Raw genomic sequence first — 19,172 nt, 5'->3', positions numbered from 1 at the left:
ATCAATTCGTCCGCTCCCGGTCGGCATAGGGATCGGGGATGCCGAGATGGGCGAGGATCTCGCGCTCGAGCGCTTCCATCTCCTCGGCCTCGTCATCGGTCTCGTGATCGTAGCCGACGAGATGCAGGAATCCGTGTACGGTCAGATGGCTCAAATGGTGCGCGAACGGCTTCTGCTCCTCGTCGGCCTCGCGCCGCATCGTCTCGTAGGCGATGGCGATGTCGCCGAGCATGCGCGGTGCGTCGTCCTCGCCGCGCGGCCCGGTCGGCTGCAGCGCCGGAAACGACAGCACGTTGGTCGGCTTGTCGATGCCGCGCCAATTGCTGTTCAGGGTGCGGATGCCGTCGTCGTCCGTCAGCATCACCGCGATCTCGGCGTCTCCGACGTCCGCGTCGACCGTCTCAGCGGCGGCGACGATGGCGCGATGTATGACCTCCTCGGCGTCGGGCTGGTCCTGCCAGCAGTCGGCTGCGACGATCACCTCGGTGGTTGGAATGGGACTTTGTGGCATCCTGGTCGTTCTGTGCGGATGGCGCTCGGATCATGCGCCGATCGGCGAGCTTGCTCCGGGGGTCAGCGCGCCTTTGGGCTCTCATAGGCGGCGACGATACGCGCCACCAATTCGTGGCGAATGACATCCTCGCCGGTGAACCTGACCTGTGCGATCCCTTCGACGCCGTCGAGCAGCCGCGCGGCCTCGGCAAGGCCCGACGTCTGGCCGTTGGGCAGATCGATCTGGGACGGATCGCCGGTGATGATCATGCGGCTGTTCTCCCCCAGACGCGTGAGGAACATCTTCATCTGCATCGACGTCGTGTTCTGCGCCTCGTCGAGAATGATCGCGGCATTGGTCAAGGTGCGCCCGCGCATGAAGGCGAGCGGCGCGATCTCGATCTCGCCGGCCTGCAGCGCGCGTTCGACGATGCGCGCATCCATCAGATCGTACAGCGCGTCGTAGATCGGACGCAGATAGGGATCGACCTTCTCGCGGAGGTCACCAGGCAGGAAGCCGAGCCGCTCGCCAGCTTCGACCGCCGGGCGCGAGAGGATGATGCGGTCGACTTCCTTGCGCTCGAACAGCTGCGCCGCATGCGCGACCGCAAGCCAGGTCTTGCCGGTGCCGGCCGGGCCGATGCCGAACACGAGCTCGTGGCGCTTCAGCGCGCGGATGTAGGAATCCTGCGCGGCGGTGCGGGCGCGCACCGGGCGCTTGCGCAGGTTGATGCTCTCGAACGCGTTCTTGGCGTTCTTGGCGTCGAACTCGAACAGCGAGCCTTGCGCCACCACAGCGCGGATCGCGCCCTCGACGTCGCCCTGCGCCAGATCCTGGCCCTTGACGGCCTGCGCATAGAGCGATTCGAGCACGCGCCGCGCGGCATCGCAGCCGTCGCGGCTGCCGCCGATGGTGATGTGGTTGCCGCGGGAATCGACGACGACGCCGAGCCTACGCTCGACCAGGGCCAGATTCTGGCCGTAGGGGCCGACCAGGGCGGAAGCGGCGCGGTTGTCGTCGAAATCGATGACGACCTGGGTCTCGGGAGGCATGGACATGTCGCGATCGAACTTGCGGCTGGGAGCGAGGGAAGACGAATCCGATGCGCTCTTGGGCAAGTGCTCAGCCTCCGATGGATACAAGGGGCGTGGGGGAGATCGCTGCCGGCGCGGCCGTGATGAGCTCGCCGAGCAGGCTGTAGCGTTCGAGGCTGTCGATCCGCACCGGCAGAACCTGACCGATGATGTCGTCGGAGGCCATGACGTGGGCCGGCTGCAGATACGCGGTCCGTCCGACCAGCTGTCCGGGCTTGCGCGCCGCGCGCTCGAACAGCACGTCGACGACCTGGCCGATCGCGGCCTTGTTGAAGGCTGCTTGCTGGCTGTCGATCAAGCTCTGGAGGCGCTCCAATCGCTCGTCCATCTCGGTCGCTGACACCATCTCCTGCATGTCCGCTGCCGGGGTTCCCGGACGCGGCGAATACTTGAACGAATAGGCTGCAGCGTATCCGATTTGATCGATCAGCGCGAGGGTGGCGCGAAAATCTTCCTCGGTCTCACCCGGGAACCCGACGATGAAATCCGAAGAGAATGCAATGTCGTGACGGGCGGCGCGAAAACGGTCGACGACATCCCGGTAATCGGACGCAGTGTGTTTGCGGTTCATGGCATTCAGGATTCGGTCGGATCCCGACTGAACCGGAAGATGCACGAACGGCATCACCGCTCCGAGATCGCGATGCGCCGCGATCAGGCTGTCGTCGACGTCGTTGGGATGGCTGGTCGAGTAGCGAAGCCGCGCCACGCCCGGAATCTCGGCGATCCTGTAGAGCAGCCGCCCCAGCGTCCAGGGCCGGCCGTCAGGGCCTTCGCCGTGATAGGCGTTGACGTTCTGGCCGATCAGGGTGATCTCGCGAACGCCGTTCTCGGCGAGCTGCGTCACGTCGTCGACGATGCGTGTCACCGCACGCGACATCTCGCTGCCGCGCGTATACGGCACCACGCAGAAGGTGCAGAACTTGTCGCAGCCTTCCTGCACGGTCACGAAGGCCGAGACGCCGCGGGCGCGGATCGCCGCGCGGCTGGGTTTCGCCAGGAAGTCGAACTTGTCCTGGGCCGGGAATTCGGTCTCGATCGCCCGCTCGCCGCGGCGGGCCTGGGCCAGGAGCTGCGGCAGATGGTGGTAGCTCTGTGGGCCGACCACGACGTCGACGGTGGGGGCGCGGGCGATGATCTCCTCGCCTTCCGCTTGCGCCACGCAGCCGGCCACGGCGATCTGCATCGTCCGGCCGGCCCGCGCGGCGTCCTGCTTCGCGACCCGCAGCCGCCCGAGCTCCGAATAGACCTTCTCGGAGGCCTTCTCGCGGATGTGGCAGGTGTTGAGGATCACGAGATCGGCGTCGCCGGCCTCGGCGGTCTCGACGAAGCCCTCGGAGCCCAGCGTGTCCACCATGCGCTGGGCATCGTAGACATTCATCTGGCAGCCATAGGACTTGATGTGCAGCTTGCGCGGCGGCGTCATGAACCCTTGCATGCAGTCGGAGGCGCGCCAATGCGGCGCCGCGCTCAAATATAGGCTAGGGGGCCGAAAATCCAGCGACCGCTGGCTTTTTCTCGGACAGCCGGCCCAGAATCGCCGGCAGCTGCCGCATGTCGTCGAAAACCAGGGTGGCGCCGGCCGCGCGCAGATTGTCGGCGTGCCCAGGCCGGCAGTGGCTGCCGCCATGGAACCCGAGCACCGTCATGCCGGCGGCGACACCGCCCCGGATGCCGGCCAGGCTGTCCTCGACCACCACGCAGGCCCCGGGACGCGCCCTCATCTGCGCTGCGGCGAACAGGAACAGATCGGGCGCGGGCTTGCCGTTCTCGACCTGGGAGGACGAGAAGATGTGCGGGGCGAGGCGATCGTAGAGCCGGGTGGCGCCAAGGCTGACGCGCATGCGTTGGTGCGATCCGGAGGAGGCGACGCAGACCGGCACGTCGATGGTGTCGAGCGCCTCCGTGATCCCGTCGATCGCCGCGAGGTCCTGCTCGAAGGCGCGGAACAGGCGGTCCTGCAGTTTCGGGTTGAAATCGTCGGGCAGGCTGTGGCCGAGCTCGGCCTCGACCTCGAGCTTCGCCTGTTTCAGGGAGCGGCCCAAGAACCGCGCGAACACCTGCTCGGTCGTGATCGGATAGCCGCACAGGCTGAGCACGTCGGCGTGGGTCTGACAGGAGATCACCTCGCTGTCGACCAGCACGCCATCGCAATCGAAAATGACGAGATCGAAGCTGGAAGCCGGCGCTGCGTCAGCCATTCGTCTCTTCGTCGAGGGGCACGCAATACAGCTCCAGCCGGTGGTCGACCAGCTTGTAGCCGAGCTTGCGGGCGATCTCGGCCTGCAGCTTCTCGATCTCCTCGGACGTGAACTCGATCACCTTGCCGTCGCGCAGATTGATCAGATGATCATGATGGCTGTCGCGCATCTGCTCGTAGCGGGCGCGACCCTCGCGGAAATCGTGGCGCTCGATGATGCCGGCATCCTCGAACAGCTTCACGGTGCGATAGACCGTGGAGATCGAGATCTTGTCGTCGACGGCGACGCAGCGCCGGTACAACTCCTCGACGTCGGGATGGTCGCAGGCTTCCGCGAGCACGCGGGCAATGACGCGGCGCTGCTCGGTCATGCGCATGCCGGTGGCGGCACAGCGGGCCTCGATTCCGGTGGAATTGAGCGCTGGCGTGGTTTTCAAGGAGGTCATCGTGTCTCGCCTCAAGGATGCGCTTTCTGCCACCAAGCGCAGGTTACGACAAGTCCCGGCGCATCAGAAGCGCATTCAACTGTTCCCCGCCGGGCTGAAGGTAATAGCGTTCCCGACGGCCCACGGTCGCAAATCCGGCGCGTTCATAGAGTCGGCGGGCCGGCTGGTTGTTTTCCTCCACTTCGAGAAAGACCGTCCGGACCCCGCGCCCCGCGAGGTGCCCGAGATGCTGCAGCAACAGATCACGAGAAAATCCGCGGCCGCGCTGATTTGGGTCAAGTGCAACCGACAATATTTCCGCTTCGTCCGCGCCGATTCGCGAGACGATGAGGCCGACGAGTTTCCGCCCGAGCCGCAGCCGATGGATCATGGTGTTGCGCTCGGCCAGCATGGCCTCGAACTCGCCTTCGCCCCAGCCGCGGTGAAACGAGGCGGCGTGGATCTGGGCGAGCCTGGCGGCGTCGCGCGGCGCGGCCGCTTCGATCAACGGTTTGGGGCTGCCGAGCCAGCGGAAGAACATGTTCATGACGAGGCGGCCGTCTGCGCCGGCGCGCGCGCCGCGCCGGCAGGCGGCTTGACGTCGGGCGCGCGCAGATAGAACGGCCGCGCCGGCGCGTGCGCCGGGTCCGCGGCCGCGCCGAGCCAGGCAACCCAGGATATGTCGGGTCCGTTTTGCGAATCGACCGCAACTGGCGCGGCGGCTTCCGGAGGCCACCGTTCGGCCAGCAGCGCTGCGGCGTTGCCGACGAGGTGCGGGGCGCCGAGCCGCGCGACCGCCAAGACGTCGTCGATCGCAGCGACCTGAGGCGCGACCAGCTCTTCGCCGCTGCCGCTCACGACTTGGTAGTAGACATGGTCGTGCCGGGCATCGATCGCCGAGATCACCGGGTTGGTACGGTCTTCGCTGACGATGGGTGCGGCGTAGGCCGAGAGCGTGGTGACGCCGACGACCGGCTTGTGCGCCGCCAATGCAATGCCGCGCGCGGCGGAGAGGCCGACGCGCAGCCCGGTGAAACTACCAGGACCCGTCGTTACCGCGATGCGGTCGAGCTCTTGGAAGCCGACGCCCGACTGGCGCATCACGCGCGCGATCAGCGGCATCAGCGCCTCGGCGTGGCCGCGCTTCATCGGCAGCGTTTCCTCGGCGCGCATCGCGGCCGAATCAGTGTCCAGAACGGCAGCCGCGCAATGGTCGAGGGCAGTATCGATGGCGAGGATCAACATCCGGTCAGATTCGCATTGAAGGGAGCGCCTAATACCTTTTTGGGGCTTTGATAAAGTCGGTTGCCGCTTTCTTACATCCTGATCGGGAAAAACGCATCAAGACGCACGACCGAGAACGCAAACTACTGAATTGGCGCTCATTTAAGCAAATCTTTCCGGGCCATTGGAATGATCGTCCCGTTCGACGTTCAGGCCGCCGCGCCATCCGGTCGCAAAGGCCATGCCCGACGGTCCAGGTCGAGGCGATCAATCGCTCGCAAGCCCGTGCTCGGGATCGGCACCGACGGCATGGCGCGCAGAGCGCGGCAACCAGCGAGGTATCGTGGAGCATTCGGCGGGCGGCGGCCGTGGCCGCCACCGTCGGCAACGCAGCGTGAGCAGAGGCAGATGGCGATTGGCGCGCAGATCTATTCGCCAACCCCGTTCGCCGTTGGCTTGCTACATCGGCCGGACTTCGACCACCTCGGGCACGAAGTGCTTCAGCAGGTTCTGGATGCCGTGCTGCAGGGTCGCGGTCGATGACGGGCAGCCGGAGCAGGCGCCCTTCATGTTGAGATAGACGATGCCGTCCTTGAAGCCGCGGAAGGTGATGTCGCCGCCGTCATTGGCCACCGCCGGACGCACCCGGCTCTCGATCAGGTCCTTGATCATGCCGACCGTCTCGGTGTCGGCCTCGTCGTAGAACTCGTCGTCCTCGTCGGCGGATTCATCATTGGCGGCGCTGCCATCGGCGAGCAGTGGCGCGCCCGACATGTAGTGCTCCATGATCGCGCCGAGGATCGCCGGCTTGAGGTGCTGCCATTCACCGTCGCTCTTGGTGACGGTGATGAAATCGGCGCCGTAGAACACGCCGGTGACGCCGTCGACGGCGAACAGGCGCTCGGCCAGCGGGGAGCGCGCGGCGGCGTCGCGGCTACCGAACTCCATCGTGCCAGCAGGCAGCACGACGCGGCCCGGGATGAACTTCAAGGTGGCGGGATTGGGGGTGGCTTCGGTCTGGATGAACATGGTTTTCTCCGGCAGCGCCGGTTCAAGGCCGGCCTGTGGTGTCCTCATAGCAGATGGCGCGAGCGCGCGCACGATCAAGGGGGCATGGCCGGCGTTTCCGATCTAAGCCTATGAAAGAGCGTCGAGATCGGCGTCACCGAGATCGCCCGGCACGATCACCAGCGGGATCGGGAAGGCACCGCTCGTCTTGGTGACATGGGTGACCAGCGGGCCGGGGCCCTCGGGGCCGGAATGGGCGGCGAGCACCAGCAGCGCGATGTCGCTGTCGTGCTCGATCGTCTCCAGGATCTGCGCCGTCGGCTCACCCTCGCGGATCACCCGTTCCGGCGCGGTCACGCCGATCGCCGACAGCAGCGCCGCGGCCTGGTCGAGCTCGGCATGCGCCTGCTCCTGCGCCTCGGCCCGCATCAGATCGGCGACCCCCAGCCATTGCTGGTTCTGGTCCTCCGTCTCGATGACGTGCAGCATGACGATACGGCCGCCGGAACGGACGGCCCAGCGGCCGGCATAGCGGACCGCGCGGTCCCATTCCTCGCTGTCGTCGACCACGACCAGGCATTTCGGCGCATGGCCGGTCTGGTAGCTCTGCCGCTGCGCCGCCATCGCGTTCCCGCCTGCTGCTGCAAGTCGATCCGGCTGCGATGCTGCCACAGCCCGCCTCCGTTGGGGAGAGGGCTGCGGGTTCCATTGCGCCCGCAATGACAGCGGTGGTGCGGCTCCTAGTAGCCCGGATGTCGCTTCGCTCATCCTGGCTACGGCCGCAAGGCCGACTCCGGAGCGCGCGCCGTGCTGCTCAGGGCTTGCGGATGAAGCCGACGATGTCCTTGGCCGTCTTCATGGTCTCCGCGGCGATGGCCTGGGCGCGGTCGGCGCCGTCGACCAGGACGGACTCGACGTAGCCGGGATCGGCGGTCAGGCGCTTCATCTCGGCGGCGATCGGCCCGAGCTTGGTGACGCACAGCTCGACCAGCGCGTTCTTGAAGCTGGAGAACTGGCCGCCGCCGAAATCCCTGAGCACGTCGGCCTTGCTGCGGTCCGATAGCGCGGCGTAGATGCCGACGAGGTTGTCGGCCTCGGGACGTGCGTCCAGCCCCTTTTCCTCGGTCGGCAGCGGCTCCGGATCGGTCTTGGCCTTGCGGACCTTCTGCGCGATCGTATCGGCATCGTCGGTCAGGTTGATGCGCGAATAGTCCGAGGCATCGGACTTCGACATCTTCTTGGTACCGTCGCGCAGCGACATCACGCGCGTCGCGGGACCGGTGATGAAGGGTTCCGGAAGCGGGAAGAACAGGCCGTCGCCGAAGCCGTGGCTGCGGATCGAGTCGCCGTAGTCATTGTTGAACTTCTGCGCGATGTCGCGCGAGAGCTCGAGATGCTGCTTCTGGTCCTCGCCGACCGGAACATGGGTGGCGCGGTAGAGCAGGATGTCGGCGGCCATCAGCACCGGATAGTCGTAGAGGCCGACCGATGCGTTCTCGCGATCCTTGCCGGCCTTCTCCTTGAACTGCGTCATGCGGTTCAGCCAGCCGATGCGCGCGACGCAGTTGAAGATCCAGGCGAGCTCGGCATGCCCGGAGACCTGGCTCTGGTTGAACACGATGTGCTTCTTCGGATCGATGCCGGCCGCGATGAACGCCGCGGTGACCTCGCGGGTGTTGCGCGCCAGCTCGGCCGGGCCGCCCCAGACATCGATCGGCATGGTGATCGCGTGCATGTCGACGACGCAATAGATGCAGTTGTGCGTCTCCTGCATCTTCACGAAGTTGACGATCGCGCCGAGGTAGTTGCCGAGATGCAGGTTGCCGGTCGGCTGGACGCCCGAGAAAACCCGTTCCACGAAAGCCATGGTCACTGTTCCGGATGATGATTTTGGGGGTCGTTTGGCACGAGCGCCTCAAAGGTGCAAGTCGCCGGCGGGCTTTTGCCGGATCGCCCGGACGGTTTCGCGCCAGCTTACGGCGCCCAGGGACAATAGAAGCACTCCGTAGAGGATGATGGCGCCGCTGATCAGGGCGGCGAGCAACGCGGCCGCGCCGAGATGGCTGCTGCTCCACGTGCCGGCGAAGCGTCCGGCGACGGTCCAGAGGACGGTGCCCATGATCGCGGCGGCCAGGGTGATGCGCGGCAGCCGGCGCCGCGAGGCGGGAGGAAGCGCGAAGCCGAAGCTCGTGGCGCCACGCCGGATCAGGACCGCCGCATTGGCCCAGGCACCGAGCGCGAGCCCTGCCGCGATGCCACTTGCCGCAAACAATTGTGCGAGCAGGAACGCCAGCGCGATCGCGACACCGCATCCGATCAGCGTCGCGCGCAGCGGTGTCTGCGTGTCCTCGCGCGCGAAGAAGGCAGGCTGCAGCGCCTTGGTCAGTACTTGCGCCGGCAATGCCGCCGCGAGCCATGTGAGCACCTGCGCCGTCGCGGCGGCATCGTCCGAGCTGAACGCGCCATGTTCGAACAGCAAACGAATGATCGGCTCGTTCAGGATCATCAGTCCGAGCGCCGCAGGCAGCGCGAGCCCGATCGTGAGCTCGAGGCCGCGCGATTGCACTTCCGCCAGCGCCTGCTTGTTGCCCTCGTGCAGCGCGCGCGTCAGCTCCGGCACCAGCACCGTGCCCATGGCAACGCCGACGAGCCCGAGTGGTAGCTCGATGAGGCGGTTGGCGAAATACAGCCACGAGACCGCGGAAGGCGAGGCGGAGGCGATGATCGCGCCGCCGACCGCGATCAGTTGCGGGCCGGCGCTGGCGACCATGCCGGGCAGCGCTTTGGCGAAGAAGCCGCGCATTTCCGCACGGAAGGTGACGCGCACCGGTGAGGCGAGGGGGCCATCGCGGCCTCGCCGCGCGAGGACGGCGAGCTGCAGCAGCCCGGCGACGCCGATCGTGGCGGCGAGCAGCAGTGCGGCGTTCGCAGGATCCGGATGTTGCGTCAGCAGCACGATGGTCACGACGATCAGCGCGACGTTGAAGAGCAGCGGCGCAAACGCGGCCAGCGCGAAGCGGCCTCGTGCACTGGAGAGTGCGAGCAGCACGGTTGCGGGGCCGGCGAAGGCGAGATAGGGCAGCATCAGCCTGGCATCATTGACGGCCAGGGTGAGCGTCTCTTCACCGGCGAAGCCTGGTGCGAGCACGGTCATCGCGAACGGCATCAGCAGCGCCAGCACGAGCGTTGCCGCGAGCAGGCCGGCGCTGACCGTGCCGAGCACGCGCCCGGCAAAGGCTGCCGCCTGCATTGTGCCACCGTGCTGGTATATTCGCAGCCAGGCCGGCACCAAAGCTGCATTGAGCGCGCCCTCCGTCAGCAATCGCCTGATGACGTTGACGAGCTGAAACGCCGCGAGAAATGCGTCCGCGACCGGACCTGCGCCGAGCAGCGCGGCCATCAGCGCATCCCGGACGAAGCCGAGCAGGCGCGAGGCCAGTGTTCCTGACAACACAGTCACGAATGAGCGGATCATCAGGCTTCTATAGCAGCGCTGCTTGTGATAGGCCCCAGCGTTTGCAAAACGCCGTAAACGGGGCCAGTGGATGACTGACGCGAAATACGATGTTCTCGGGATCGGCAACGCGATCTTCGACGTGCTGGTGCATGCCGATGAAGCCTTTCTCGCCCGGCACGGCATGACCAAGGGCAGCATGGCGCTGATCGACGAGGCCCGCGCGGCCGCGATCTATGCCGATATGGGCCCGGCCACCGAGATGTCCGGCGGTTCGGGGGCCAACACCATCGCTGGCCTCGCCAGCCTGGGCGCGCGTGCCGCTTACGTGGGCAAGGTCAAGGACGACCAGATCGGCAGGATGTACAGGCATGATATCCGCGCCGCTGGCGTGACCTTCGATACCGCGCCCGCTGCCGACGGCCCGGCGACCGGCTGCTGCTACATCCTGGTGACCCCCGACGGCGAGCGCACCATGAACACCTATCTGGGCGCCGCGCAAAATCTCACCGCCGCGGACATCGATCCCGCGCAGATTGCGGCGGCGCGCTTCATCTATCTCGAAGGTTATCTGTGGGACCCGAAGGACGCCAAGGATGCGTTCGTGAAGGCGGCGGCGATCGCGCATGACGCCGGACGCGAGGTCGCGCTGACCTTGTCGGATTCGTTCTGCGTCGATCGCTATCGCGAGGAGTTTCTCGACCTGATGCGCGGCGGCACCGTCGATCTCGTCTTCGCCAACGAGGCCGAGCTGCATTCGCTGTACCAGACCTCGGATTTCGACGGCGCCCTGAAGCAGCTGCGTGAGGACGCCACGCTCGGCATCGTCACCCGCAGCGAAAAGGGCTGCGTCGTGGTGTCGAACGACGGCGTGATCTCGGTGCCGGCGCATCCGATCGAGAGCCTGGTCGATACCACCGGCGCGGGCGACCTGTTCGCCGCCGGCTTCCTGTTCGGGCTGGTGCGCAAGACCGGCTACGAGATGGCCGGCCGCCTCGGCGGCCTCGCCGCGGCCGAGGTGATCCAGCACATCGGCGCAAGGCCGCAGGTGTCGCTGAAGGAATTGGCGGCCCAGAACGGACTGAAGGTGTAGGTCGAAGCTGTGGTCACGCGTTATTTTTCACCGGAGACACAACTCTCTCCACCGTCATGGCCGGGCTTGACCCGGCCATCCACGTTTTATTGAGCTGCGGGACCGAAGACGTGGATGCCCGGGCCAGGCCCGGGCATGACGCCAACTAACTCATTACGAGCTCACTCCGGTCAGTTGGCCGTCTGCTCACGCCGCCTTCTGTCCGCCCGCGGCATCGAGTCCGGCATAGACCCCGCGCTCGAAGCCTGCAAACGTCTCCAGGCACAGCCGGTCTGCGAACGGCAGGAGCTGCATCAGGATCACGCCGGTGACGTCGCGCGCCGGATCGATCCAGTAGTAGGTGTTGGCGAGGCCGGCCCAGGCGAGGCTGCCGGCACTGCGGCCTTCCGGCGTCTGCGCCGTCGTGATCATGAAGCTCAAGCCCCATTTCTTGACGATGTCGGGATAGAGATCGACGTCGTTGGTCACGCCGGGCACCGCCGCGGCCATCTTCGTCATCTCCAGCTCGCCGATATGGTTGTCGCGCATCGCCGCGACCGTCTCAGGCTTGAGCACCTGGTTGCCGTTGCCGCGGCCGTTGTTGAGGATCATCCGGGTGAAGCGGACGTAGTCGCCGGCGGTGCCGTAGAGCCCGCCGCCACCCATGTGGAATTCCGGCTCCTGCTCGAGCTCGAACGGGATCGGCGCCAGGGTGCCGTCCTCACCGCGGGCATGCATGCCGACCAGGCGGGCGCGCTGCGATGGACCGAGCTTGAAGCCGGTATCGTCCATGCCGAGCGGCGCGAACAGATGGTCGCGCAGATAGGCGTCGAGCGTCTGGCCGCTCGCGGCCTCGATCGCCTTGCCGACGAAATCGATGTTGATGCCGTATTCCCAGCGCGTGCCGGGATCGGAGGCGAGCGGCAATTTGAGAGCGTCGTTCTTGCAGGTGATGATGCCGGGCGTGCCGGCCTTCTGCACATAGGTGGCCATGTCGCCGTTCCACATGTCGTAGCAGAAGCCGGCGGTGTGGGTCATCAGATGGCGCAGCGTGATCGCGGTCTTGGCCGGCCGCAGGATCGGCTCGCCATTGGCGTCGAAACCGTCGAGCACCTTGGGCGCGGCGAGGTCGGGCAGCACCGCGCCGATCGGGGCATCCAGCGACAACCGGCCCTGCTCGACCAGCTGCATCCCGGCCGCGCAGGTGATGGCCTTGGTCATCGAGGCGATCCAGAACACGCTGTCGGCGGTCATCGGATCGTCGCGGCCGAGGTCGCGCTTGCCGAAGGCGCCTTCATAGATGATGTCGTTGCTGTCAGCGGCGACGGCGACGACGCCGGGAATCTCTCCCGCCTCCGCCTTCTGCCGCAGCACGCCGTCGATGTCGGTCTTGTTCTGCATGGTCTCCTCCGTTCCGTTCTTGACGACGGTAGGCGATTGTTCCTCGGGCCGGCCCGGCCAGCAAGGACCGTCGGTCGAACGGCCGGTCGCGATCTCGTGATGATGCGGCGCGGACGAAGCAGGCGGGGACAACAGCGCCACGGCAAGGCCACAGCGCTTCAATTTTTCGCCAGAATCATGATTAGTTCCACCCAGCCGCGAGGCCGACACATGGGGGCCATGTTCCCACCATGGGCTTGCGACTGTTGTGAGTTGCAACCATTTTTGCATTAAAGGGTTGAAGGATCGGCTTTTTCGAGCCGATGACGTGTTTTTGGCGGCAATGTCCGCCGTTGGGGGCGATATGATTTCGACGTGGAGCGAGTGGAAGCGGTATCCCCGCCCGGGGCGCGGTGACAATATCGAGGCACCGATCACGCCCGGCATCTATGAGGTGCGCATCGCTGCGACCGGTGCGCTGTATTCGTTCGGAGCGGTCGACAATGTGGCGCAGGCGCTGGCGCTCTTGCCCGTCGGCCACAAATCGTGGTTCGGGCGCCGCGATCCCGCCTCCTTGCCCGATCTCGAATACCGCACCTGCGCGACCTCGACCAAGGCCGACGCCAAGGCGGCGGCCGAGCGCATGATCGGCCGCCGCGAGACTTATTTGAGCGGCGCGGCCTGATCCTGGTCGACTCCTCGTCATTCAGCATTTGGTGCCGTACAGGCACGGATCGCCGGATCGAATGTACCGTTGAGGAGGCGCACGAGCCGTGCGCCTCGGCTGGTGCGGGGCTATATTCGGGGAAAGATCGCTCGCTTTCGAGGAGGGACCCGATGACACCGCCCGCCGCTGCCCGCGCCTCCACTGGCGCTCCGAGCCTGCGTGACCGCCTGAAGGATCCGTCGCTGCTGCGCGAGCAATGCTACATCAACGGTGCCTGGGTCGGCTCGCCGGTGTTCCCCGTCGTCAACCCAGCCACCGGCGCCGAGCTCGCCAAGGTCGCGCAGCTCGGTGCGGCGGAGACCACGCAAGCCGTCGAGGCTGCGGCACGCGCGTTCCCGGCCTGGGCCCGGCTGACCGCCAAGCAGCGCTCCAATACCTTGCGCAAATGGTTCGAGCTGATCACGGCCAACCGCGAGGACCTCGCGCTGATCCTCACCTCCGAGCAGGGCAAGCCGCTGACGGAGGCGCTCGGCGAGGTCGACATCGGCGCCGCCTATATCGAGTTCTTCGCCGAGGAGGCGCGCCGCGTCTATGGTGAGACCATCCCAACCCAGAAGCCGGATGCGCGCCTGTTGGCGCTGAAGCAGCCGATCGGCGTCTGCGGCGCCATCACGCCGTGGAATTTCCCGAACTCGATGATCACCCGCAAGGTGTCTCCCGCGCTCGCCGCCGGCTGCACCGTGGTGCTGAAGCCGGCCAACGAGACGCCGCTGTCAGCGCTGGCGCTCGCCGTGCTGGCCGAACGCGCCGGCTTGCCGAAGGGCGCGCTCAACATCATCACCGGCGATGCACCTGACATCGGCAAGGTGCTGTGCGAGCATCCGTCCGTGCGCTTCATAGGCTTCACCGGCTCGACCGAGGTCGGCAAGATCCTGTATCGCCAGTCCGCCGGCACGGTGAAGAAGCTCGGTCTCGAGCTCGGCGGCAACGCGCCGTTCGTGGTGTTCGACGATGCCGATATCGATGCGGCGGTCGAAGGCGCCATGGTCTCGAAATACCGCAACATGGGTCAGACCTGCGTCTGCGCCAACCGCCTCTATGCGCAGGACGGCATCTACGACCAGTTCGTCGAGAGGCTCGCCGCCAAGGTCGCGGCGATGAAGATCGGCGACGGCACCGAGGCCGGCGTGACGCAGGGCCCGCTGATCAACGAGGAAGCGGTCGAGAAGGTCGAGCGCCACATCGCCGATGCGGTCAAGGGCGGTGCCAGGATCGTCACTGGTGGCAAACGCCATGCGCTCGGCCGCACCTTCTTCGAGCCTACCGTGTTGTCGGACGTGAAGTCGGACGCGCTGGTCGCGCAGGAGGAGACGTTCGGCCCGCTCGCGCCGGTGATCCGGTTCAAGGACGAGGCCGACGTCATCGCGATGTGCAACGCCTCGCCATTTGGTTTGGCGTCGTACTTCTACGCCCGCGATCTCGGCCGGGTCTGGCGTGTCGCGGAGGCGCTGGAGTCCGGCATGGTCGGCGTCAACACCGGCCTGATCACGACAGAGGTGGCGCCGTTCGGCGGCGTCAAGGAGAGCGGCCTCGGACGCGAGGGCTCGCACCACGGCATCGAGGAATATCTCGAGATCAAGTATGTGATGATGGCGGGGGTGTGAACTTTGGACGCCTGCGCTCAGGCCGTCTTGGGCAGCTTGTCCACCGGCACCATGTAGGACTTGTTGCCGACCTGGTAGATGACCTTGCCGGTCTTGCCGTCGTCGGTCGAGATCTGCGTCTGGCCGAACATGATGACGTTCTTGTAGACGATGCCGGTGCCCTGGCGCGTCACGCCATTGGCGGTGACGCTGACCTGCGCCTCCTTGCCGTTGACGGACAGCACGCGAAAGCTCGCGCTCATGCCGTTCTCGCCGGAATAGCCGGCCCAGCTTCCGGTCAGGTTGCTCTGTTCGGCGGGAGGCGCCTGCTTTTCCAGCATCGCCGTGGCCTTGCCGCCGCCGGCCGAGAACAGCAGTACCGCGTTCTTGCCGTTCTTGGTGCCGAGCGTGACGGACCCGAAGTCGATGGTCGAGCCGTTGACCTGGCCGATGCCGCGCTCGGTCCGTCCATTGTGGGTGTATTCCACCGTCGCCGCGGCGCCGCGAATGTTGACGACCTTGAAGCTCACCGCCTGGCCACTGGCCGTCCAGCTGCCTTTCCATTCGCCGAGCAGGTTGCTCTGGTGATAGACCCGCTCCATCGCGGGAGAGATCTGGCTGGTGCTTTGGACGATCGCCATGTGCTCTTCCGAAAAGTCTGAACGCTCTCTTCTCTATGTTTCTGATCGTTGCCGTCTGTTGCAAGAAGACGTAGGTCGATGAGGTTAACGGGTGATTAATGGCGCCTTGCCGGGCCGATGCGCCGCGCGCGACCTATCGCCTCAGTGCGGGATCTCCTTCAGGCTCAGCCGTCGCGCCGTCATGTCACGGCCGTATCCGGATGAACGCAAGCGCGCGCCGCCACGCGCCGTGCCCATCCAGGACAGCCGCTTGCCGAGAGCCGTCTGATCATCGACGATGCCGAATGTTTCCACTGACCTCGAGATTGCGAGCTCAACCATGACCGCGGCACCCGCGCGCACCGGCGTCGGCCGGCTTTCTGAAGCCGATGCGCATCGGCTGGAGGAGGACGGCTATCTGCTGCTGCGCGGTGCGATCCCGGCGGACTGGATCGCGCCACTGCGCGATGCGTTCGAGTCCGGCACGCTGCCCTCGGAGCAATGGCCGGTGCCGCGCGGCCGCGACTGGCGGCACGCCATGGTCGATCTCGATGCGACGGTGCAACAGGTCTGCCGCCTGCCGGTGATGCTTGCCGCCGTGCATCATGTCCTGAAGGCGCCGTTCTTCCTCGGCCAGGTCGAAGGGCGCGAGCCGTGTGCCGATGGCGGCGCGCAGCCGCTGCATCGCGACAGCGTCGAGCGCCGGCGCACCGATTCCGTCTCCGCGCTGGCCTTTCTCGATTCCTTCGGCCCCGACAATGGTGCCACGCAAGTGGCGCCAGGCTCGCATCGCCCCGACACGGACGATGCGCAGGCCGCGTCCTCGGCGTTCGTCACGGCGGGCGAGGCCGGCGACATCCTGCTGTTCGACGTCAACATGCTGCACGGTGCGACGCGCAACCGCAGCGGCGCGCGCCGCCGCTCACTGCTGATCACCTACGCCACATGGGTGCAGCTGGACGAGTGGCGCCGGACCCGCGCCTTGCGTGCGGTGCGCATGGATCAGGACGAGATCTTCGGCGCCGAGTAGCGGCACCATCCCGCTGCTTCCAGCCAAAATCCCGCAGAGAGGACGCTCATGAGGCTCTACGATTCCGCCACCGCGCCAAGCCCGCGCCGCGTGCGCATCTTCCTTGCGGAGAAGGGCCTCACGATTCCCACCGTCCAGCTCGACCTGCGCGCCGGGGAGCAGTTTCGGCCGGAATTTCGCGCGCTGAACCCGCAATGCACGGTTCCGGTCTTGAAGCTCGACAGCGGCGCTGCGATCACCGACATCATCGCGATTTGCCGCTACATCGAGGAGCAGCATCCCAAGCCGGCTCTGATGGGACGCAATGCGGAGGAGCGCGCCGTGATCGAATGCTGGGTCCGGCGGATCGAGTGGGACGGCATCTATGCCATTCAGGAAGCGTTCCGAAACAGTGCGCCGGGGCTGGAGAGCCGCGCACTGCCCGGCGCGCTGCCGCTCGAGCAGATCCCGGCGCTCGCCGAGCGGGGGCGTCTGCGCGTCGCGCACTACTTCGCCTGGCTCGACGCGCGGCTGGCCGATCACGCCTTCGTCTGCGGGCCGGACTTCACCATTGCCGACATCAGCGCCATGGTGACGGTCGATTTCGCGGCCCGCGCTAAGCTCGACCCGCCGGATCATCTCCGCCATCTCAAGCGATGGTACGGCGAGGTGTCGAGCCGTCCGAGCGCAAAGGCTTAGGCCGGCTGTGCGGCGCGCGAGACCGCAGCGGCAGGTTCGCGCGCCGGGCCTTGAGGTTCCACAGCGCGATGTCGAGCGCCGACAGCGCCAGCACGGTCGGTCCGCCGCGTCCGCCAAAATGCAGGCCCCACCACACCCGGTGCCAGATCGCCTCGGTGTCGTCGGCCTCGTGACGCGTGATCAGATTCGGGAATCTCCCGTCCGAGGATATCGGCGACGGCGCCGCCATTGCGGCCGACCGTGTAGGTGTAGCCCACGCCCTCCGCGCCGTCGGCATCGCGCACACGGCAGGTGTTCAGCTCGAATTCCGTCATCTCGCCATGCGTGCTGTCGGACAGCGTCACGCCGAGCGGAATGCGTTAGAGCCCGGTTTCGATCGTCGCGATCTGCGCCATCGGCGTGGGTCCTTCCCTGGAGTTACCTGACAGGGTAGGCCTGCGGCGGACCGCGGGCAGTTGTTCATGCCATCGGCCTGATGCATCCGTTCGAGCGGCGGAGCCGATGCCTGCGTGAGCGCGGGGCGGAGCGGTCGTTTACGCTTCTCGCGGCCGCCGCTATGATTGGACATGTCTTCGGTTCACTCTGTCCTGCTCGACCTCGACGGCACCCTCATCGACTCCCAGCCCGGCATCGCCGCGAGCACCCTGGCCGCGTTGCGCACGCTCGGGCATGCGCCGGACGAGACGCTCGATATCCGCAGTGTCATCGGGCCGCCGCTGCAGGACATGTTGCGGACGCTGCTGCTGGCCTATGACGACAACCGGGTCGACGAAGCGGTGACCGCCTATCGCCAGCATTACGGCGAGAGCGGGCTGTTCGGCAGCGAACTCTATCCCGGCATTCGCGACGCGCTGCACGAGATGCATGGCGCGGGCTTGCGGCTCTATCTCGCGACATCCAAACGGGAGGTGTTTGCGCGCCGCATCCTCGAGCATCTCGATCTTGCGTCGCTGTTCGACGCCATCCACGGCTCGGTGCCGTCAGGCATGCTGGACCACAAGCCGGAGCTGCTCACGCATATTCTCACTGAGCGGAATATCGCGCCGTCCCAGGGGATCATGGTCGGCGACCGCCGCCATGACATTGCTGGCGCCCACGCTGTCAGGATGCGCAGCCTGGGTGTGCTCTGGGGCTATGGCAGTCGCGACGAGCTCGAGACGGCCGGCGCCGACCGCCTCGTGGAAAGTCCCGCCGATCTCGCGCGCGTGGTTCTGGCGATACTGAAGGGATAGTTCGATCACAACCTCCTGTGTTCGCGACACCCCGATCGGTTCGCGCGTCAACCTTGCACCGGAACCGGAAAGCCGCGAATATTCGCGGCAGATCAGTTGTCATCACGGGACTATCACACACATGCAGTTCGACGACGTCATCCTCGGCCGCCGCAGCATCCGCGGCTACAAGCCCGATCCGGTGCCGCGGGCGCTGATCGAGGAGATCATCGGGCTGGCGATGCGCGCGCCGTCGTCGATGAACAGCCAGCCGTGGAATTTCTACGTCATCACCGGCGAGCCGCTGAACCGCATCCGCGCCGGCAACACCGAGCGGATGGTCGCCGGCGTGCCGCAGTCGCGTGAATTCCGTATCGGCCAACCCTTCGCGGGCGCGCATCGCGAGCGCCAGGTGCAGGTCGCCAAGCAGTTGTTCTCCGCCATGGGCATCGCGCGCGACGACAAGGACAAGCGACAGGACTGGGTGCTGCGCGGCTTCCGCCAGTTCGACGCACCGGTCTGCATCATCGTCACCTATGATCGTGCGCTCGATGGCAGCGACGACACGCCGTTCGACTGCGGCGCCGTCACCAATGCGCTGGTCAACGCCGCCTGGTCGCGCGGCCTCGGCGCCGTCATCAACAGCCAGGGCATCATGCAATCGCCCGTGGTCCGCGAGCACGCCGGCATCGCCGACGATCAGGTCATCATGAAGAGCGTCGCGCTCGGCTGGCCCGATCATGATTTCCCGGCCAATGCCGTCGTGTCGGAGCGGAAGTCGGTGAAGGACGCGACGGTGTTCGTAGGGTTCGAGGACTAGACGGGCATTTCGGGGACCGCAGGGGACAACAGACGCCGTGGCTTCGATAGCTCGAAAAATCACAGATGCCTTATTGGATCAGACGGATACTTCTCAAGTCTGGAGAGCTCGTTACCGAGAAGGAGCTCCGCCGCGATGAAAATTATTGCGAAG

The 19,172-nt window shown here is 66.3% G+C and carries 21 protein-coding genes and 1 pseudogene; 7 read left to right on the top strand and 15 right to left on the bottom strand.

Annotated features, from left to right (window positions below):
- Window position 1 precedes the first annotated feature (1 nt).
- From ybeY to murJ, 11 genes are all read right to left on the bottom strand, one after another.
- Window positions 2–511 carry an rRNA maturation RNase YbeY gene (gene ybeY / locus QX135_RS01435; RefSeq protein ID WP_315735580.1) on the bottom strand — a complete coding sequence of 170 codons (510 nt, stop codon included), beginning with the start codon at window positions 509–511 and terminating at the stop codon, window positions 2–4.
- Between the two features lie 62 nt (window positions 512–573).
- On the bottom strand, window positions 574–1,551 hold the full coding sequence (locus QX135_RS01430) for a PhoH family protein (RefSeq protein ID WP_315735578.1): 978 nt from the start codon (window positions 1,549–1,551) through the stop codon (window positions 574–576).
- Between the two features lie 64 nt (window positions 1,552–1,615).
- Window positions 1,616–3,013 carry a tRNA (N6-isopentenyl adenosine(37)-C2)-methylthiotransferase MiaB gene (gene miaB, locus QX135_RS01425; protein WP_316177823.1) on the bottom strand — a complete coding sequence of 466 codons (1,398 nt, stop codon included), beginning with the start codon at window positions 3,011–3,013 and terminating at the stop codon, window positions 1,616–1,618.
- A gap of 55 nt (window positions 3,014–3,068) precedes the next feature.
- Window positions 3,069–3,788: an HAD family hydrolase gene (locus QX135_RS01420; protein WP_315775809.1), complete on the bottom strand. Its 720-nt coding sequence runs from the start codon at window positions 3,786–3,788 to the stop codon at window positions 3,069–3,071.
- Complete coding sequence (locus tag QX135_RS01415) at window positions 3,781–4,233, bottom strand: Fur family transcriptional regulator (protein WP_315716937.1); 453 nt, start codon at window positions 4,231–4,233, stop codon at window positions 3,781–3,783. Before QX135_RS01415 ends, QX135_RS01420 begins: the two co-directional genes overlap by 8 nt.
- A 43-nt stretch (window positions 4,234–4,276) precedes the next feature.
- The gene (gene rimI, locus QX135_RS01410) at window positions 4,277–4,759 is read right to left on the bottom strand and encodes a ribosomal protein S18-alanine N-acetyltransferase (protein ID WP_315735571.1); all 483 of its coding nucleotides are present in this window, start codon (window positions 4,757–4,759) and stop codon (window positions 4,277–4,279) included.
- A complete protein-coding gene (gene tsaB, locus QX135_RS01405) occupies window positions 4,756–5,457 on the bottom strand; it encodes a tRNA (adenosine(37)-N6)-threonylcarbamoyltransferase complex dimerization subunit type 1 TsaB (protein ID WP_316177821.1) in 702 nt (233 codons plus the stop codon). The genes rimI and tsaB overlap by 4 nt, the downstream gene beginning before the upstream one ends.
- 438 nt (window positions 5,458–5,895) lie before the next feature.
- The gene (locus QX135_RS01400; RefSeq protein WP_315784395.1) at window positions 5,896–6,465 is read right to left on the bottom strand and encodes a NifU family protein; all 570 of its coding nucleotides are present in this window, start codon (window positions 6,463–6,465) and stop codon (window positions 5,896–5,898) included.
- 108 nt (window positions 6,466–6,573) lie between these two features.
- The gene (locus QX135_RS01395; protein WP_315716941.1) at window positions 6,574–7,068 is read right to left on the bottom strand and encodes a universal stress protein; all 495 of its coding nucleotides are present in this window, start codon (window positions 7,066–7,068) and stop codon (window positions 6,574–6,576) included.
- A 190-nt stretch (window positions 7,069–7,258) separates the two neighbouring features.
- Window positions 7,259–8,311, bottom strand: a complete 1,053-nt coding sequence (gene trpS, locus QX135_RS01390) for a tryptophan--tRNA ligase (RefSeq protein WP_015663202.1) — start codon at window positions 8,309–8,311, stop codon at window positions 7,259–7,261.
- 48 nt (window positions 8,312–8,359) lie between these two features.
- Window positions 8,360–9,919, bottom strand: coding sequence for a murein biosynthesis integral membrane protein MurJ (gene murJ, locus QX135_RS01385; protein WP_316177819.1), 1,560 nt, complete (start codon window positions 9,917–9,919; stop codon window positions 8,360–8,362).
- A gap of 70 nt (window positions 9,920–9,989) precedes the next feature.
- On the opposite strand from murJ, the gene QX135_RS01380 reads away from it, so the two are divergent.
- Window positions 9,990–10,991, top strand: coding sequence for an adenosine kinase (locus QX135_RS01380; RefSeq protein ID WP_315735562.1), 1,002 nt, complete (start codon window positions 9,990–9,992; stop codon window positions 10,989–10,991).
- Between the two features lie 186 nt (window positions 10,992–11,177).
- Here QX135_RS01380 and QX135_RS01375 read toward each other — a convergent pair whose 3' ends face one another.
- A complete protein-coding gene (locus tag QX135_RS01375; protein ID WP_316177817.1) occupies window positions 11,178–12,371 on the bottom strand; it encodes a serine hydrolase domain-containing protein in 1,194 nt (397 codons plus the stop codon).
- Between the two features lie 343 nt (window positions 12,372–12,714).
- Between QX135_RS01375 and QX135_RS01370 the strand changes: the two genes are divergently transcribed.
- Window positions 12,715–13,035 carry a hypothetical protein gene (locus tag QX135_RS01370; protein WP_315758115.1) on the top strand — a complete coding sequence of 107 codons (321 nt, stop codon included), beginning with the start codon at window positions 12,715–12,717 and terminating at the stop codon, window positions 13,033–13,035.
- A 152-nt stretch (window positions 13,036–13,187) separates the two neighbouring features.
- On the top strand, window positions 13,188–14,681 hold the full coding sequence (locus QX135_RS01365) for an NAD-dependent succinate-semialdehyde dehydrogenase (RefSeq protein WP_316177816.1): 1,494 nt from the start codon (window positions 13,188–13,190) through the stop codon (window positions 14,679–14,681).
- 17 nt (window positions 14,682–14,698) lie between these two features.
- Here the strand turns inward: QX135_RS01365 and QX135_RS01360 are convergent, their stop codons facing one another.
- Window positions 14,699–15,301 carry a hypothetical protein gene (locus QX135_RS01360; RefSeq protein WP_315735555.1) on the bottom strand — a complete coding sequence of 201 codons (603 nt, stop codon included), beginning with the start codon at window positions 15,299–15,301 and terminating at the stop codon, window positions 14,699–14,701.
- Window positions 15,302–15,442: 141 nt separating this feature from the next.
- A complete protein-coding gene (locus tag QX135_RS01355) occupies window positions 15,443–15,622 on the bottom strand; it encodes a hypothetical protein (RefSeq protein ID WP_315775801.1) in 180 nt (59 codons plus the stop codon).
- On the opposite strand from QX135_RS01355, the gene QX135_RS01350 reads away from it, so the two are divergent.
- Both QX135_RS01350 and QX135_RS01345 read left to right on the top strand, forming a co-directional pair.
- Complete coding sequence (locus QX135_RS01350) at window positions 15,621–16,310, top strand: phytanoyl-CoA dioxygenase family protein (protein WP_315775800.1); 690 nt, start codon at window positions 15,621–15,623, stop codon at window positions 16,308–16,310. The two genes, QX135_RS01355 and QX135_RS01350, sit on opposite strands and share 2 nt — an antisense overlap.
- Before the next feature lie 48 nt (window positions 16,311–16,358).
- Window positions 16,359–16,988 carry a glutathione S-transferase gene (locus tag QX135_RS01345; RefSeq protein WP_315797195.1) on the top strand — a complete coding sequence of 210 codons (630 nt, stop codon included), beginning with the start codon at window positions 16,359–16,361 and terminating at the stop codon, window positions 16,986–16,988.
- Between the two features lie 25 nt (window positions 16,989–17,013).
- Here the strand turns inward: QX135_RS01345 and QX135_RS01340 are convergent.
- Window positions 17,014–17,344: pseudogene (locus QX135_RS01340) on the bottom strand (uroporphyrinogen decarboxylase); the annotation flags it as partial.
- A gap of 210 nt (window positions 17,345–17,554) precedes the next feature.
- On the opposite strand from QX135_RS01340, the gene QX135_RS01335 reads away from it, so the two are divergent.
- Together QX135_RS01335 and QX135_RS01330 are read left to right on the top strand one after the other, a co-directional pair.
- The gene (locus QX135_RS01335) at window positions 17,555–18,220 is read left to right on the top strand and encodes an HAD hydrolase-like protein (RefSeq protein ID WP_315797196.1); all 666 of its coding nucleotides are present in this window, start codon (window positions 17,555–17,557) and stop codon (window positions 18,218–18,220) included.
- Window positions 18,221–18,341: 121 nt separating this feature from the next.
- A complete protein-coding gene (locus QX135_RS01330) occupies window positions 18,342–19,019 on the top strand; it encodes a nitroreductase (RefSeq protein ID WP_316177813.1) in 678 nt (225 codons plus the stop codon).
- The last annotated feature ends 153 nt before the right edge of the window (window positions 19,020–19,172 follow it).

The sequence above is a fragment of the Bradyrhizobium sp. SZCCHNR1098 genome, from assembly GCF_032489375.1.
Classification (GTDB): domain Bacteria; phylum Pseudomonadota; class Alphaproteobacteria; order Rhizobiales; family Xanthobacteraceae; genus Bradyrhizobium.
The sequence above is the reverse complement of the archived record's forward strand: the minus strand, read 5'-3'. Positions and strand labels throughout refer to the sequence as shown.